Source organism: Xanthobacter flavus (assembly GCF_017875275.1).
GTDB lineage: Bacteria > Pseudomonadota > Alphaproteobacteria > Rhizobiales > Xanthobacteraceae > Xanthobacter > Xanthobacter flavus_A.
This window is the reverse complement of sequence record NZ_JAGGML010000001.1, coordinates 1,229,427-1,243,344: the sequence shown is the minus strand read 5'-3', so window position 1 is coordinate 1,243,344 and position 13,918 is coordinate 1,229,427. Positions and strand designations below refer to the sequence as shown.

The following is a 13,918-nucleotide window of genomic DNA, read 5'->3' as shown; positions in this document are numbered from 1 at the left end:
CGCGGTGCGGCACGTCATGCCGCACTTGGCGCCCTCATCCTTCTCATTCTGCTCGCGGCGGCGACCTACGCCTTCGCGCAGCCAGTGGGTGCCCGTTTGGGCGGCGAGCAGGTGCGCGTGGTGCCCTTTGCCAGCGGCCTCGATACCCCCTGGAGCATCGCTTTCCTGCCCGATGGCCGCCTCCTCGTCGCCGAGCGCGACGGGCGGCTGCGTCCTGTCGATGCGACGGGCAAGGTGGGCGCGCCCATCTCCGGCGTGCCGCAGGTCGCGGCGCGGGGGCAGGGCGGCTTGCTGGACGTCGCGGTGGACCCGAGGTTCGCACAGAACCGCCTGATCTATCTGAGCTATGCCGAGCCGCGCCCGGAAGGTGCCGCGACCGCCGTCGCCCGCGGCAAGCTTTCCGACGACCTTACGCGCCTCACCGATGTGGACGTGATCTTCCGCCAGCAGCCTGCGGTGTCCGGCGGCAACCATTTCGGCTCGCGCCTCGTGTTCGCGCCGGATGGCATGCTGTTTGTCACCCTCGGCGATCGGTTCAATTACATGGACAAGGCGCAGGACCTCACCACCACCCTGGGCAAGGTCGTCCGCATCCTGCCGGACGGCGCCATTCCTCCCGACAATCCCTTCGTGGAAAAGGACGGCGCGCGCGCCGAGGTCTGGAGCTACGGCCATCGCAACGTGCAGGCCGCCGTCATAGAGCCGGGCACCGGCCGGCTGTGGACCGTCGAGCACGGCCCGCGCGGCGGCGACGAGGTGAACCGGCCGGAGGCGGGCAAGAACTACGGCTGGCCGGTGATCGGCTATGGCCGGCATTATTCCGGCGCCAAGATCGGCGTCGGCACGGCGAAGGACGGCATGGAGCAGCCCCTGTTCTACTGGGACCCGTCCATCGCCCCCTCCGGTGCCGCCTTCTATTCCGGCGATGCGCTGCCGGGCTGGCGCGGCCAGCTCTTTGTCGGCGCACTCGCGGGTCAGGCGCTGGTGATGGTGAAGGTGCGGGACGGCGCCGTCATCGGCGAGGAGCGCCTGCCCATGGGCAAGCGCATCCGCGACGTGCGCATGGGGCCGGACGGCGCGCTCTGGCTCGTGGCCGAGAGCACGGGCGAGATTCTCCGCGTAGTGCCGGCCGGGCGCTGAGCGGATTTCTTCTTCTCCCGAAGCAACCTAGGATCGGATGGCCGCAGCATGCGGCGCCCGATCCCGGAGTTCCCATGGCCTCGACCCTGCTCGCCCGCAACGCCCTCGTGCTCGTGACCATGGACGGCGAACGGCGCGAGATCGCGGGGGGCGGGCTCTATGCGGAGGAGGGCCGCATCGTTGCGGTGGGCCGGCCGCAGGATTTGCCGGCGAGCGCCGACGAGGTCATCGACCTGTCCGGCCATGTGGTGATGCCCGGCATGGTCAACACCCACCACCACATGGTGCAGAGCCTGACCCGCGCGGTGCCGCGGGCGCAGGATGGCGAACTCTTCACCTGGCTGAAATCGCTCTATCCACTATGGGCGGGCCTGACCGGCGAGATGGTGGAGGCGGCGACGGAAACCGCCATGGCGGAGCTGATCCTCTCCGGCTGCACCACCTCCTCGGACCACCTCTACATCTATCCCAACGGCGCGCGGCTCGACGATTCCATCCGGGCGGCGCGGCGGATCGGCATGCGCTTCCACGCGGCGCGGGGCGCCATGACCATCGGCGAGAGCAAGGGCGGCCTGCCGCCCGACCGGGTGGTGGAGGACGAGGACTTCGTGATGCAGGACGCCGAGCGGCTCATCGGCACCTATCACGACCCCGACCGCTACTCCATGCTGCGCATCGTGCTCGCGCCCTGCTCGCCCTTCACGGTCAGCCGGGACTTCATGCTGGAGACGCTGAAGCTCGGCCGCGACAACAACCTGACGCTCCACACCCACCTCGCCGAAAACGACAGCGACGTCGCCTTCTCGGAGAAAACCTTCGGCATGGGGCCGACCGAATATGTGCGCTCGCTCGGCTGGGTGGGGCCGGACGTGTGGCACGCCCACTGCGTGAAGCTGGACGACGACGGCATCGCCTTGTTCGCGAAGACCGGCACCGGCGTCGCCCATTGCCCCTGCTCCAACATGCGCCTCGCCTCCGGCATCGCGCCGGTGAAGCGCTTCCTCGCCGAGGGCATCCGGGTGGGGCTCGGGGTGGACGGCTCCGCCTCCAACGACAGCGGCCACATGCTGAACGAGGCGCGCCAGGCCATGCTGCTGCAGCGCGTCGCCCATGGCCCCGACGCCATGAGCGCGCGCACGGCGCTGGAGCTGGCGACCCTTGGCGGCGCCCGGGTGCTCGGCCGCGACGACATCGGCGCGCTCGCCCCCGGCATGGCGGCGGATTTCATCGCCTTCGACATGGCGCGCCTCGCCTATGCGGGGGCGCTGCATGATCCGGTGGCGGCGCTCATTTTCTGCCAGTCGCAGAATGTGTCGCTCAGCGTCATCAACGGGCAGGTGGTGGTGCGCGACGGGCGCCTCCTCACCATCGACCTTGACGCTACGGTGGCGCGGCACAACGCCATGGCCGCCGAACTGGCGCGTCTGGCTTCAGCTTGATAAGACGACGCGCGGCGGCTGGCGGCCCGCCGTAACGGTGCCGGGAACGGCGCTGGCGTTTCCAGGAAGACCGTCCGGAGTTGACGATGGGCAAACGCATCGTCGCGGTGCGCTACAGTCCCGACTGGCTCGCCCTGACCGACGACGACACCCGCACGTTCCTGCGCCGCCACGGCATCGACGAGAATCTGCTGGTGGACTTCATGGGGCTGTGGGACCGGCACCTGAAGGTGGACTATCGCAGCTTCCGCCACGAGATCGCGAAGCTCTCCCGGGCGAGCTTCGCCGCGGTGCGGGGCGCCGAGGTGATCCCCCACGCCGTGTTGCGCGAGACGAAGCGCGCTCCCGACGACCTCATCGCCTTCGTGGACGACGACGACTGGCTCTCGCCCGGCCTGTTCGAGGAGTTGGAGAAGGCCTGTCCCCGGCCGCTCAACGGCATCTGGTGGGGCTCGATCCTGGTCGGCCCGCAACTGACCACCTACGAGGCGTCGCAGACCGCGCCTGTGATCGAGCTGCGGCCGCTGAAGCGGGTGATCTACACCAACAATTATGCCGTCACCGGCCGGGCGCTGAACCACCACGGCTATCCGCGCCTGTTCGAGCACTATCACGCGGACCGGCGCTTCGGGAAATTCTGGTGGCCGCCCAAGAAGGTGCCACTTTATCTCTCGGCCGCCTCCAAGCATCCGTGCTCCACGGTCTCGGTGCAGTTCTTTATGGCCCAGCCGCAGTTCCGCGCCGACCCGCGCCGCCATGTGGAGCGCTTCGCCGACCAGCTGGCCGAGGCGGATATCCCCGCCGAATACGGATGGCTGAAGCAGCCCGTGGATGCCGTCGAGGCTCTGGTCCGCCGCGCGCTGGGGTGAGCCTACCCCTTCCGTCGCCCACCCTTGCGATAGCCCTTGGTGCCGGGATCGGGCCGCGGGCCGGGGCGGAAGGCGTCTTCCGAGAGCGGGACGGCGCGGTCGGTGCCCGGCCCCATGTCGTCCAGCGATGGTTTGTGGGCGCGCGAAGCGGCCGTGCGTGACGCCCCGGCCCGCGGCGCATGCAGGGGCATTTCCGGCGGCGCATAGGGTGCTTGCGCCTCGCCCATCCCCGCGTCGTCGGAGGGCGCCGCCCTACCCTTGGCGGAGGATTTGCCCCGCCCCCGCGGCAAGAGACGGCCGGCGTCCTCCTTTGGAGGCAGGTTGGCGGCCTTGCCGTACTTGCGCGCGCCCTTGAAGCCGCCGGTGCGGTCGTCCACCGCCTCCTGCCGCGCCAAAGGATCGTCGGAGATGGCGAGTTCGGTGGCCTCCAGCCGGCGGATCTCGTCGCGCAGGCGGGCGGCGGTCTCGAAGTCGAGGTCGGCGGCGGCGGCGCGCATGCGCTTTTCCAGGTCCGCCATGACCGCCTTGAGATTGTGCCCGAACGCGGCCCCGTCCTCCGCGAGCCCCGCGTCCACCTGCACATGGTCGCGCTCGTAGACGGAATTGAGGATGTCGCCGATGGCCTTCTTCACGCTCTCGGGCGTGATGCGGTGCTCGGTATTGTAGGCCACCTGCTTCTCGCGGCGGCGGGACGTCTCCGCCATCGCCCGCTCCATGGAGCCGGTCACGCGGTCCGCATACAGCACCACCCGCCCGTCCACGTTGCGCGCGGCGCGGCCGATGGTCTGCACCAGCGAGGTTTCCGAGCGCAGGAAGCCTTCCTTGTCCGCATCGAGGATGGCGACGAGCCCGCACTCGGGAATGTCCAGGCCCTCGCGCAAGAGGTTGATGCCGATGAGCACGTCGAAGGCGCCGAGGCGCAGGTCGCGGATGATCTCGATGCGCTCGATGGTGTCGATGTCCGAATGCATGTAACGCACGCGGATGCCGTTCTCGTGCAGATATTCGGTCAGGTCCTCGGCCATGCGCTTGGTGAGCACGGTGACCAGCGTCCGGTAGCCCTTGGCCGCCACCGCCCGCACCTCGCCGAGGAGGTCGTCCACCTGCGTGCGTGCCGGGCGCACCTCCACCGGCGGATCGATGAGGCCGGTGGGGCGGATGACCTGCTCCACGAATACGCCGCCGGTCTGGTTCATCTCCCACGGGCCGGGGGTGGCGGAGACGTGGACGGTCTGCGGCCGCATGGCCTCCCATTCCTCGAAGCGGAGCGGGCGGTTGTCCATGCAGCTCGGCAGGCGGAAGCCGTATTCCGCCAGCGTCGCCTTGCGGCGGAAGTCGCCGCGATACATGGCGCCGATCTGCGGCACGGTCACATGGCTCTCGTCGATGAAGACGAGGGCGTTGTCCGGCACATATTCGAACAAGGTGGGCGGCGGCTCGCCGGGCTTGCGGCCGGTGAGCCAGCGCGAATAGTTCTCGATGCCGGCGCAGGAGCCGGTGGCCTCCATCATCTCGAGATCGTAGCGGGTGCGCTGCTCCAGACGCTGGGCCTCCAGCAGGCGGCCCATCTTGTACAATTCGTCGAGCCGCATCTTCAGCTCGGCCTTGATGCCGGAAATGGCCTGGATGAGCGTCGGGCGCGGGGTGACATAGTGCGAGGCGGCGTAGACGCGCACGCTCTTCATGTCGCCGCTCTTCTGGCCGGTGAGCGGGTCGAACTCGGCGATGCTCTCCACCTCGTCGCCGAACAGGGAGACGCGCCACGCGCGGTCCTCATAATGGGCGGGGAAGATCTCCACGCTGTCGCCGCGCACGCGGAACGTGCCGCGGGCGAAATCCGACTGGATGCGCTTGTACTGCAGGGCCACGAGGTCGGCGAGCAGGCTGCGCTGGTCGATGCGCTCGCCCACCTTGATGTCGAAGGTCATGGCCGAATAGGTCTCGACCGAGCCGATGCCGTAGATGCACGACACCGAGGCGACGATGATCACGTCATCCCGCTCCAGCAGCGAGCGGGTCGCCGCATGACGCATGCGGTCGATCTGCTCGTTGATGGAGGATTCCTTCTCGATATACGTATCCGTCCGGGGCACGTAGGCTTCCGGCTGGTAGTAATCGTAGTAGGAGACGAAATATTCTACCGCATTGTCGGGGAAGAAGCTCTTGAACTCCCCATAGAGCTGGGCGGCGAGCGTCTTGTTGGGCGCCAGAACGATGGCCGGGCGCTGCAGCTGCTCGATCACCTTGGCCATGGTGAAGGTCTTGCCCGAGCCGGTGACGCCCAGCAGCACCTGGTCGCGCTCCCCCGCCTGCGCCTGCGCACACAATTCGGCGATGGCGGCAGGCTGGTCGCCGGCGGGCTGGAAGTCGCTCTTCATGGTGAAGGCGACGCCACCCTCGGACTTCTCCGGCCGCGGCGGACGGTGCGGCACCCAGGTCTGGCCGTTGACCTCCGGCCGGCCGGTCTCGATCAGCTTGGCCAGCGCCTGCACCGTGGCGGAGGCGCCGGCGGATTCGAAATCGACCGTGAGGTCGCCCGGGTTCAGACCCAGGGACTGCGCAAGCGCGGGATCAAGCGCCTGCTGGGGCGCCGGCTCGAAATGACGCTGCGAACGCTCACCGAGCTTTCCGGGACGGGATGCTTTGGCCATGGGGGGAATATGGGCGGGGAGGCCCGTTCGGGAAAGCCCCCCGCCATGACATCGCCCGCCCCTCAGTTGCGAGGGGCTGCTGGGGTGCGGAGGATTGGAACAAAGGAGAAGACCAGTCCCTTGCCGGAAAAGCCGAGGCTGAGGGTTCGGGCGAACGTCGCCTTCACCGTTGGCTCGATCTTTCCGAGCTTGGCCGAAACGTTGGCGTCAACCGCGGAACCCTGTTTGCGCTGGAAGACGAGATCGCCGACATACGTGGCCTTGATCTGGTAGACGCCCTCGTCCCTGTGGCGTGCGATGGCGTTTCTGCAGCCCCTCTGTCGAGCCATGCCTTCGAACACCGTCTCAGCTGACGCTTCCGAGATGGTGTATTTGGACACGTTGGTCAGTTTGTACTCGTAGTAGTCGGAGACATTCCCGGTCAACCCAAGGGAAACAAGCTGCGTGCTCAGCCCGGCGAGAGACCCTTGTAAGCGAGTGTCGAACAGCAGGTTAATGTCGGCAACAGGCTCTGCGGACGGATTGGCTACGCCGTAGATCTTGAGATCCGGCTGCGTATCACACAGCGGTTCAAGATAGGTCGGCGTCTCCAGCTTTGCCGTTGGACGCTCGGACACATAATAGATCGATCCGACATAGATGCCCCGTTGCGGCGGGACTAGTTCCCGCGCCCCGAAGGCTGGACCTCGATTCGTGACGCAGCCACCGACCGTCAGAGCCAGCGCCAGAACAGACGCCATTTGAGTTTTCATGCTCGCCCCCATTCCCCAGCGGTGGCGGCCATTTCGGGGTCGATTGCAACCCTTGTCAATTATAAATTAATTACTCTCGTTTTAGTTGTATGATGGGTTAGACGTGTGGGATCCGCGTGCGGCAGCTATGATCCACACCGAGGACAGATTAGTAGGATAGATCCAGACTTGCTCGGTTCGGAGCCTGACCCCCCCTTGACCTCCCTGATCCCCCCTCAGATCCTCCCCATCGTCATGCTCATTGCTTCGAACGTCTTCATGACGTTCGCCTGGTACGGGCACCTCAAGCACAAGTCGGCGCCGCTCGCTCTCGCCATCATCGCGAGCTGGGGCATCGCCTTTTTCGAGTATTGTCTGGCCGTGCCGGCAAACCGCTTCGGCTCCGAGGTGTATTCCACGGCCCAGCTCAAGACGATGCAGGAGGTCATCACCCTCGTCGTCTTCGCCGGCTTCTCGGTGCTCTATCTGAAGGAGCCGCTGGGCTGGAACCACCTTCTGGGCTTCGCCTTCATTTCAGCCGGCGCCTTCTTCATCTTCCACAAATTCTGAACCGGGACGCGCAATCCGGGGGGGCGGGAAGGGTCCGGGCTCAGGTGCCCGCCGTGCCTCAGGCCGTGCGTTCGCCGATGAAGGCCATGCGCTGCTGGTTGTGGCCGACATTCGGCCGCACCCGCTGCGCCGCGAGCCCCACGCTTTCCATCAGGTCGAGGATCTCGTTCTCCTCGTAGGTGGTGAGGCCGAGCTGGGCGCGCAGCTTGCGATAGGGCGAGACGGCGGTGCGGGCGAGGCCGGCGATCGCGGCCAGCAAGAATTTCTCCCGGGCGGCCAGCCTGAGCAGCGCTTCGGCGTCGGCGCGCGCGCTCACATGCGGCGGGATGATGTCGGCGAGCAGCACCCGGCCGCCCGGTGCCAGCAGGCGCCGCCAATCATGCATGAGGCTGGTGAGCAACTCGCGTGAGAGATACTGCGCCACCGAATTGCAGATGATGAGATCGAAGCTGCCGTCCGGCAGGTTTGAGACCTCCTCGGGCGACATCACATCGATGGAGGGGGCGGCGACGAAGCGCCCCTTCAGCCGGTGGCGCACGGCCGGGGCGGCATCGCAGAGCACGAGATGGGCGCAGCGCAACGCCAGCTCGGCCGAGGCGAGGGCGTCGCCGCAGCCGAAGTCCAGCACACGCGCCTCAGGCCCCGGCAGGAACCCCGCGAGATCCGCCGCAACGGCGGCATAATGCACGGCCTTGTGCCGGTCGTTCACATAGATGGCGTGACTGCCGTTCCAGAACGAAATCCAATCGGCCATCAGTGTCTTTCCGAAAGCAAGGCAGCGCGGGTGGTCAGCGCGCGAACTGAATGCCGGCCTCGGTCTCGCCGATGGCCCGGTCCACGAAGTCGATGGCCCGCTCGCGATGGCCGCCCTTGTTGGGCTCCGCCTGCTGCAGGAAGGCGCGCGCCGTGCGCAGCGCCTCGAGCGCCCGCTGCATGTTGGGCTGGTCGGCGACGGCCGACTGGACGAGCCCGGCGGTGGCGAGGCCCGCGGCGAAGGTGAGGGCGAGGGTCGCGGAGCGCAGGACGGCCTTGTTGCGGATCATGGTGTCTCTCACGGTCTCAGGAGCGACGGCGGGTCGGGGCGACGTCCTAGCACGTGCAGGGGAAACGGCACCAGCAACACGGCGCCATCATGGCAGCGCCCCTCGAACGCGAACGCCCCGCCACAGGTTCCGGGCGGGGCGCACGTCACAGGATCGGGAGAGAACTCACCAGCGGCAGTGCAGGCCGCCGTACGGGCCGCGCCAGCAGCCGCCGCCGCCCCAGCGGCCAGGACCGGGACCCCACCAGCGGTGATAGTGCCACCAGTCGATGAACAGGCTGGCGTTGGCGCCCGAGAGGGGCTTGTCCTCGCTGAGGAGCTTGTAGTCGTAGGTCAGCGTATCGCCGGCGAGCACCGGGTTGGAAAGCTCGATCACCGACAGGTTGGGCTCGCCGTTCACCGTCACCGAGAGGGTGGCGTTGGGCGGATCCTTCTGGAAGCTGTCCTTGCCCTCGTTCCAGATCTTGATGAAGGTCGCCGTGGAGGCGTCGCCGGTGATCCGCTCGGGGCGGTCGGCGAACATGATCACCTGCGGCGCCACGCCCTTCAGCGTGATCGTCTTGTCGGTGACGGAGATGGAATCCGCCACCTGCACGAACAGCCACTGGACGCCTTTCAGTTCCTCGATGTTGACGGGCGGGCCGCTCATGCCGCTGGCAGGTCCGCCGGCCAGGGGGGCGCTTGGGGGCGTCCCCTGTGCAAAGGCTCCGCTGACGGCGCAGACCGCCCCCAGCAGTGCTCCTAGGATCAGGCGTTTCATTGGAGTGTCTCCTGCGCACGGTGGGGTCCGCGATGCGCAAAGGCACTCTACAACCGTTGCCGTTCTTGGAAAGACGACGGCGCTAGGTCTGCGGTATTTACAGGCGGTTAATCTTAACGCCGTCGCCGCTTTCGCGATAGCAACCGGCGGCGCGGCCCCGGCTAGCGGTAGTTCACCCAGAACACGCCCACGCTGGGGCTGGCGGCCCGGATGGCGGGATCGTTCGAGTTATAGAATTTGGGGCCGGAGATGCGCGCCTGCGCGCCGTCGGATGCGGTGGCGGAGAGCGCAAGCTGCGCGCCGAGCACACAGCCGCCCCCGAGGTTGCCCAGCCGTCCGCCGCGCCAGTCCGCAACCACGCCGCCGCCGTTGCCGCCGAAGCCCTGGATGCGGAACGGCTTGCCGTTGGCCCGCTCGAGGTCGGCGAGGCTGGTGCCGATGCCGACGCCATTCACCGTCCACGCCGAGCTTTCGGTGAAGGCCACACGGCGGGGCGCGGCCATGTTGGCCGGATCCTTCCAGGCGATCTCGAGGCTGAGGGCGGGATCGTTGGGCAGGAGGATGATGCCCGGCGCGGTGCTGCCGTCCGGCGACATGATGTTGCCGGTGATGACGTTCGCCTGCCCGAAGTCGGCGGCGATGTTGATGGCGGTCGCGTTGGGCGCGAACGGCCCCGTGCACTCGAACTGGCGCGGGCCGGCGGTGGGCTTGGGGATCGAGACCACCGTTTCCGAATAGTCGCCGAAGGCATCGGTCTGCTTCACCACGCCGGTGCCCCAGCTGTCCGGATTGCCCTGGCAGGCAGCGAGGGCGAAGCCGGCTGCGAGCGCCGCGAGGGACAAGGCAGTGACGCGGGAAAAAACCATATGAACCTGCGGCGCGGGACGGGATGGGGCGCGCCATGCGCTGGGAGGCCGCCGGAACGGCCGCGCAACACGCGGATGATCGCCTTTCTTAGCCGCTCCCCTGTCCGCCCGCCAGTCCCCGAGGTGGTAGCGGGCCGCCTCTGTCATCGGCAATTCACGCCTCGTCGGCTTTCTGTCACGCTACAGCCGGGGGAGACGCCGATGAACCAAATGCGGGAGCCGAGCGGGCTCGACCACAAGCGGTCGGTGCAGGACTATATCGACGAAACGCCCATCTGGCGTGACGGCACGCAGGTGGCCGCGACGCCCATGACCGCCATGCAGTGGCGTATCTGGTGGCTGGCGGCGGCGGGCAAGTTTTTCGAGGGCCTCGTGGTGTTCATGACGGGCGTGACGCTGCCGCTCATGGCCCGCGAGTTCGACATGGACGCCTTCCAGCACGGCCTCGTGGGCGCCGCGAGCCTCGCCGGCATCCTGGTCGGAGCGCTGCTGCTGGGGGGCCTCGCCGATCAGTTCGGCCGCAAGCTGATGTTCGTGTCGGAGATGGTGATCTTCATCATCTTCCTGGCCCTGCTGGCGGTCAGCCCTTCCTTCGGCTGGACCGTGGTGTTCCTCTTCGGCATCGGCATCGCGCTCGGCTGCGACTATCCCACCGCGCATCTCGTGATTTCCGAAAGCATCCCCTCGGTGGCGCGCGGCCGCCTGGTGCTGAGCGCCTTCGGCTTCCAGGCGGTGGGGGCGCTCACCGGCACGCTGCTCGGCTATCTGGTGCTGTCCAACATCGAGACGGTCTCGGCCTGGCGCCTGATGTATGCGGCCGCCATCCTGCCTGCGGTGCTCGTGGCGGTGGCGCGGCTGTTCGTGCCGGAGAGCGCGAGCTGGCTGCTCGCCCATGGCCGCGTGGAAGAGGCCCGGCAGGCGGCGGAGCGCCTGCTGGCCCGTTCTCCACAATATCCGAAATCCATCGAGCTTGCCCACCGGCACCATGGCCATCCCGGGGCGGCCGGGCACGACCACGGGCACGAGCGCACGCCGGCCGCGCTGTTCAAGACCCCGCACAACCGACGCGCGACCATCCTCGCGGCCGTGCCTTGGTTCCTGCAGGATCTGTCCACCTACGGCATCGGCATCTTCACCCCCACCATCCTCGCGGCGGCCTTCGGGCACCAGGCCGCGACCGGGCGCAACCTGAGCGATCTCGTCTCGGCGGACCTGCTCGCCGCGGAAGGGGCCGCCCTTGTCGATCTCCTGCTGCTCGTCGGCATCTGCGTGGCCGTGGCCCTCTCCGACCGCATCGGCCGCATCCCGCTGCAGATCATCGGATTCATCGGCTGCGCGGCGGGCCTGCTGGTGGCCGCGCTCTCCACCTATTACAGTGGCGACCGCGCCGTCACGATGGTGGTCATCGGCTTCATGCTGTTCAACTTCATGACCAATCTCGGACCCAACGCGCAGACCTATCTCATCGCCGGCGAGGTCTTCCCCACCCGCATCCGCGGCATGGGGGCGGGCTTTGCCGCGGCGTTCGCCAAGATCGGGGCGGTGCTCACCGCTTTCCTCTTCCCCATCCTTCTGGCCGATTTCGGCACGCGGGCGCTGCTGTTCATGCTGATTGGCGCCTCGCTTCTCGGCGCGGTGGTCACATGGTGCTACCGCATCGAGACGCGCGGCCGCAGCCTGGACGAGATCGGCATGTAATCGGGATGCAGGGGGCGGGCTCCGGCGGAGCCCGCCCTATTCCGCCGGTTCGGCGACGCTCACGCCCCACCACGCATCGATGGAGGCCGGCACCGCCGGCCGCAGCTGCGCAAGGTCTCCGGCGAAGCCCTCCCATTCGGCGGTGATGCCGGGCGACACCGAGGTGATAACGCATAACTCACCCGCCACGGCGGCATGGAAGGCGGCGGTCAGGCCACGGCCCTCGGCCTCCTGCCGGCCGAACTTGGAGAGCACCACCACCGTGTCGGAAAGGTCGCCGCCCTCGGCGAGGCGATCGGCGATGGCCCGCTCCACCCCGGCCGAGGCGGCGGCGAGGCCCGCCGGATCGAGGCTGCATCCGGCGGCGCCGGGGCCGAGATCCTGATGCAGGCGGTTGGTCTCTCCCGAAACGAGGTCGAGCAGGAGAACGTCCTCATGGGCGCAGCCGGGGGTGAGGTGCTCCACCACGCCGAGCACGCGCACGCCCTGCGCGGCAAGGCGCCGCGCCGTTTCCGCCAGCAGAGACTGGATCGCTTCCCGGTCGCCGCCCTGAAGGGCGAGGATCATCGGTCGTTCGTCCCCCGTCATCGCGAACATCCGTCCCGTCTGCATTTGCGGCCCGCCCGCCCTGCGATCCGCCGCTGAAGCTGTATCGCGGACACCATAACACGCGAGGCCACGGGCGGGCGAGCCCCGGTCCGTCCCGAGCCATCGGTTCCGTCCCATCCCCGCCACAGATTCGGCCTAGAGCCGGCGCGGTACCCTGTCTGCGGAGATGCCACCGCCGTGATTCGCCCGCTCTCGCTGCCCCTTATTCTCATAACCGCCGCCATGTCCGTGCCGGCACGCGCCGGCTCGGGCCGGCATGACGACATGATGCTGCATGTGGACCCCGGCACCCGTATCGAGCAGCGGTGCAACGCCCGGGCCATGGGCGAGGTGGGGCGCGAGCACAAGGACATGCGGCCGGAGGAGGTGGTGGCCTATGCCTTCGCCGATCCCAAGCTCGGCGACTTCCGGCACGGCGATGCCGCCATCTCGGCACCCGGCGCGGCCATCCGCAGCCGGGAGCATTGGTATCACCTCTCGTACCGCTGCAAGACCAGCCCGGACGGCATGGATGTGCTAGCCTTCAGCTACACTCTCGGCGCCGAGGTGCCGCGGCAGGAGTGGGACGCGCACAGCCTCGTGCCCTGATCCGTCGACTTCCGATCCAAGGACGCACGATGACCGCCGATCCAGAGGCTGAAGCGCCCGCCGCAGGGCGCCCCCGGAAGCGCCGGATCCGCAAGGCGGCCGTGGGCGCCGGGGCGGTTGGGGCGGGCACCGTGGGTGCGGGGGCGCTCGGGGCCGGCTCCATCGGAGCCATCGCCATCGGCGCGCTGGCCTTCGGGGCGCTGGCGGTCGGGGCCGTGGCCATCGGCCGCCTCGCCATCGGCCGCGCCCGCATCCGGCGGCTGGAGATCGATGAACTGATCGTCGGGCGGATCGCCCGCAAATAAGGCGGCCTCAGCCCCGCACGGGGCTGCGGTGGGCGAAGGCCCACACGCGGTAGCCGGTGAAGGTCCACATCATGGTGATGCCCGTGGTGAGGAACTGGGCGAGCAGGTAGAAAATCCCCGCCTCGTGCACGAACAGCCACATCAGCGCTTCGTTCAGCACGAATGCGACCCCGGCCACCACGATGAAGCGCGGCACCGCCCCGGCGTGGGAGCGCGTGGCGTCGAACGTGAAGCGGCGGTTGAGGATGTAGGACACCATGCCGCCCACGATGAACCCCACCGCCGAGGCCAGCACGGGGCCGACCGCATCCATCTCCACCAATATGGCCAGGGTCGAAAAATGGGCGGCGGCGGCGGTGAGGCCCACGCCGACGAATCGCGCGAACTGGCGGATCAGCGCGTCATGACGCACGCGGTATTCTTTGACCGTCCGGGCGAGGGAGGGCGGCAGCACATGCGTCTCCGGCAGCAATTTCACTGGCCGAGGCGGCGCGGGGCGAACGCCGAACCCCGCGAGGATGTGTAGTCCCGGCGCGGCGTCATCTCGGTGACACGGCTTCCGTCGCCGCAAATTATGGTCTAAGGAAGCCCATCAGCGCCAAGGGCCAGGGATATTGCGCAGGTGTGACATCCGCGCCGCGTCCCGCGCC

The 13,918-nt window shown here is 68.1% G+C and carries 15 protein-coding genes; 7 read left to right on the top strand and 8 right to left on the bottom strand.

The features are described from left to right. Positions 1-36: 36 nt before the first annotated feature. The 3 genes from J2126_RS06090 (at position 37) to J2126_RS06080 (ending at position 3,448) form a co-directional block, all read left to right on the top strand. On the top strand, positions 37-1,140 hold the full coding sequence (locus tag J2126_RS06090) for a PQQ-dependent sugar dehydrogenase (protein WP_209489894.1): 1,104 nt from the start codon (positions 37-39) through the stop codon (positions 1,138-1,140). Positions 1,141-1,214: 74 nt separating this feature from the next. After that, on the top strand, positions 1,215-2,579 hold the full coding sequence (locus J2126_RS06085; RefSeq protein ID WP_209484875.1) for an 8-oxoguanine deaminase: 1,365 nt from the start codon (positions 1,215-1,217) through the stop codon (positions 2,577-2,579). Positions 2,580-2,665: 86 nt separating this feature from the next. Beyond that, the gene (locus J2126_RS06080) at positions 2,666-3,448 is read left to right on the top strand and encodes a hypothetical protein (protein ID WP_209484874.1); all 783 of its coding nucleotides are present in this window, start codon (positions 2,666-2,668) and stop codon (positions 3,446-3,448) included. A gap of 2 nt (positions 3,449-3,450) precedes the next feature. Here the strand turns inward: J2126_RS06080 and uvrB are convergent, their stop codons facing one another. After that, positions 3,451-6,099 carry an excinuclease ABC subunit UvrB gene (uvrB, locus tag J2126_RS06075; RefSeq protein ID WP_209484873.1) on the bottom strand — a complete coding sequence of 883 codons (2,649 nt, stop codon included), beginning with the start codon at positions 6,097-6,099 and terminating at the stop codon, positions 3,451-3,453. 62 nt (positions 6,100-6,161) lie between these two features. Next, positions 6,162-6,839 (bottom strand): hypothetical protein, encoded by a 678-nt coding sequence (locus J2126_RS06070; protein ID WP_209484872.1) that lies wholly within the window; start codon positions 6,837-6,839, stop codon positions 6,162-6,164. 246 nt (positions 6,840-7,085) lie between these two features. Here J2126_RS06070 and J2126_RS06065 point away from each other — a divergent pair, with 246 nt between their 5' ends. Next, positions 7,086-7,400 (top strand): DMT family protein, encoded by a 315-nt coding sequence (locus J2126_RS06065; RefSeq protein WP_209489892.1) that lies wholly within the window; start codon positions 7,086-7,088, stop codon positions 7,398-7,400. 58 nt (positions 7,401-7,458) lie between these two features. On the opposite strand, the gene J2126_RS06060 is transcribed toward J2126_RS06065, so the two are convergent. The 4 genes from J2126_RS06060 to J2126_RS06045 form a co-directional block, all read right to left on the bottom strand. Next, positions 7,459-8,154, bottom strand: coding sequence for a class I SAM-dependent methyltransferase (locus J2126_RS06060; RefSeq protein WP_209484871.1), 696 nt, complete (start codon positions 8,152-8,154; stop codon positions 7,459-7,461). Positions 8,155-8,188: 34 nt separating this feature from the next. Then, positions 8,189-8,443 carry a hypothetical protein gene (locus J2126_RS06055; protein ID WP_209484870.1) on the bottom strand — a complete coding sequence of 85 codons (255 nt, stop codon included), beginning with the start codon at positions 8,441-8,443 and terminating at the stop codon, positions 8,189-8,191. Between the two features lie 165 nt (positions 8,444-8,608). Then, entirely contained in the window at positions 8,609-9,091 is a 483-nt protein-coding gene (locus J2126_RS06050; protein ID WP_209484869.1) for a hypothetical protein, read from the bottom strand. Between the two features lie 272 nt (positions 9,092-9,363). After that, entirely contained in the window at positions 9,364-10,068 is a 705-nt protein-coding gene (locus J2126_RS06045) for a hypothetical protein (RefSeq protein WP_209484868.1), read from the bottom strand. Positions 10,069-10,269: 201 nt separating this feature from the next. On the opposite strand from J2126_RS06045, the gene J2126_RS06040 reads away from it, so the two are divergent. Next, on the top strand, positions 10,270-11,766 hold the full coding sequence (locus tag J2126_RS06040) for an MFS transporter (protein WP_245327225.1): 1,497 nt from the start codon (positions 10,270-10,272) through the stop codon (positions 11,764-11,766). Positions 11,767-11,802: 36 nt separating this feature from the next. Here the strand turns inward: J2126_RS06040 and J2126_RS06035 are convergent, their stop codons facing one another. Then, positions 11,803-12,354 (bottom strand): DUF2478 domain-containing protein, encoded by a 552-nt coding sequence (locus tag J2126_RS06035; RefSeq protein ID WP_209484867.1) that lies wholly within the window; start codon positions 12,352-12,354, stop codon positions 11,803-11,805. Between the two features lie 198 nt (positions 12,355-12,552). Between J2126_RS06035 and J2126_RS06030 the strand changes: the two genes are divergently transcribed. Then, positions 12,553-12,963 carry a DUF930 domain-containing protein gene (locus J2126_RS06030; RefSeq protein WP_348634239.1) on the top strand — a complete coding sequence of 137 codons (411 nt, stop codon included), beginning with the start codon at positions 12,553-12,555 and terminating at the stop codon, positions 12,961-12,963. Between the two features lie 29 nt (positions 12,964-12,992). Further along, positions 12,993-13,268, top strand: a complete 276-nt coding sequence (locus J2126_RS06025; RefSeq protein WP_245327224.1) for a hypothetical protein — start codon at positions 12,993-12,995, stop codon at positions 13,266-13,268. Between the two features lie 7 nt (positions 13,269-13,275). On the opposite strand, the gene J2126_RS06020 is transcribed toward J2126_RS06025, so the two are convergent. Continuing rightward, complete coding sequence (locus J2126_RS06020; RefSeq protein ID WP_209484865.1) at positions 13,276-13,722, bottom strand: GtrA family protein; 447 nt, start codon at positions 13,720-13,722, stop codon at positions 13,276-13,278. Positions 13,723-13,918 lie beyond the last annotated feature (196 nt).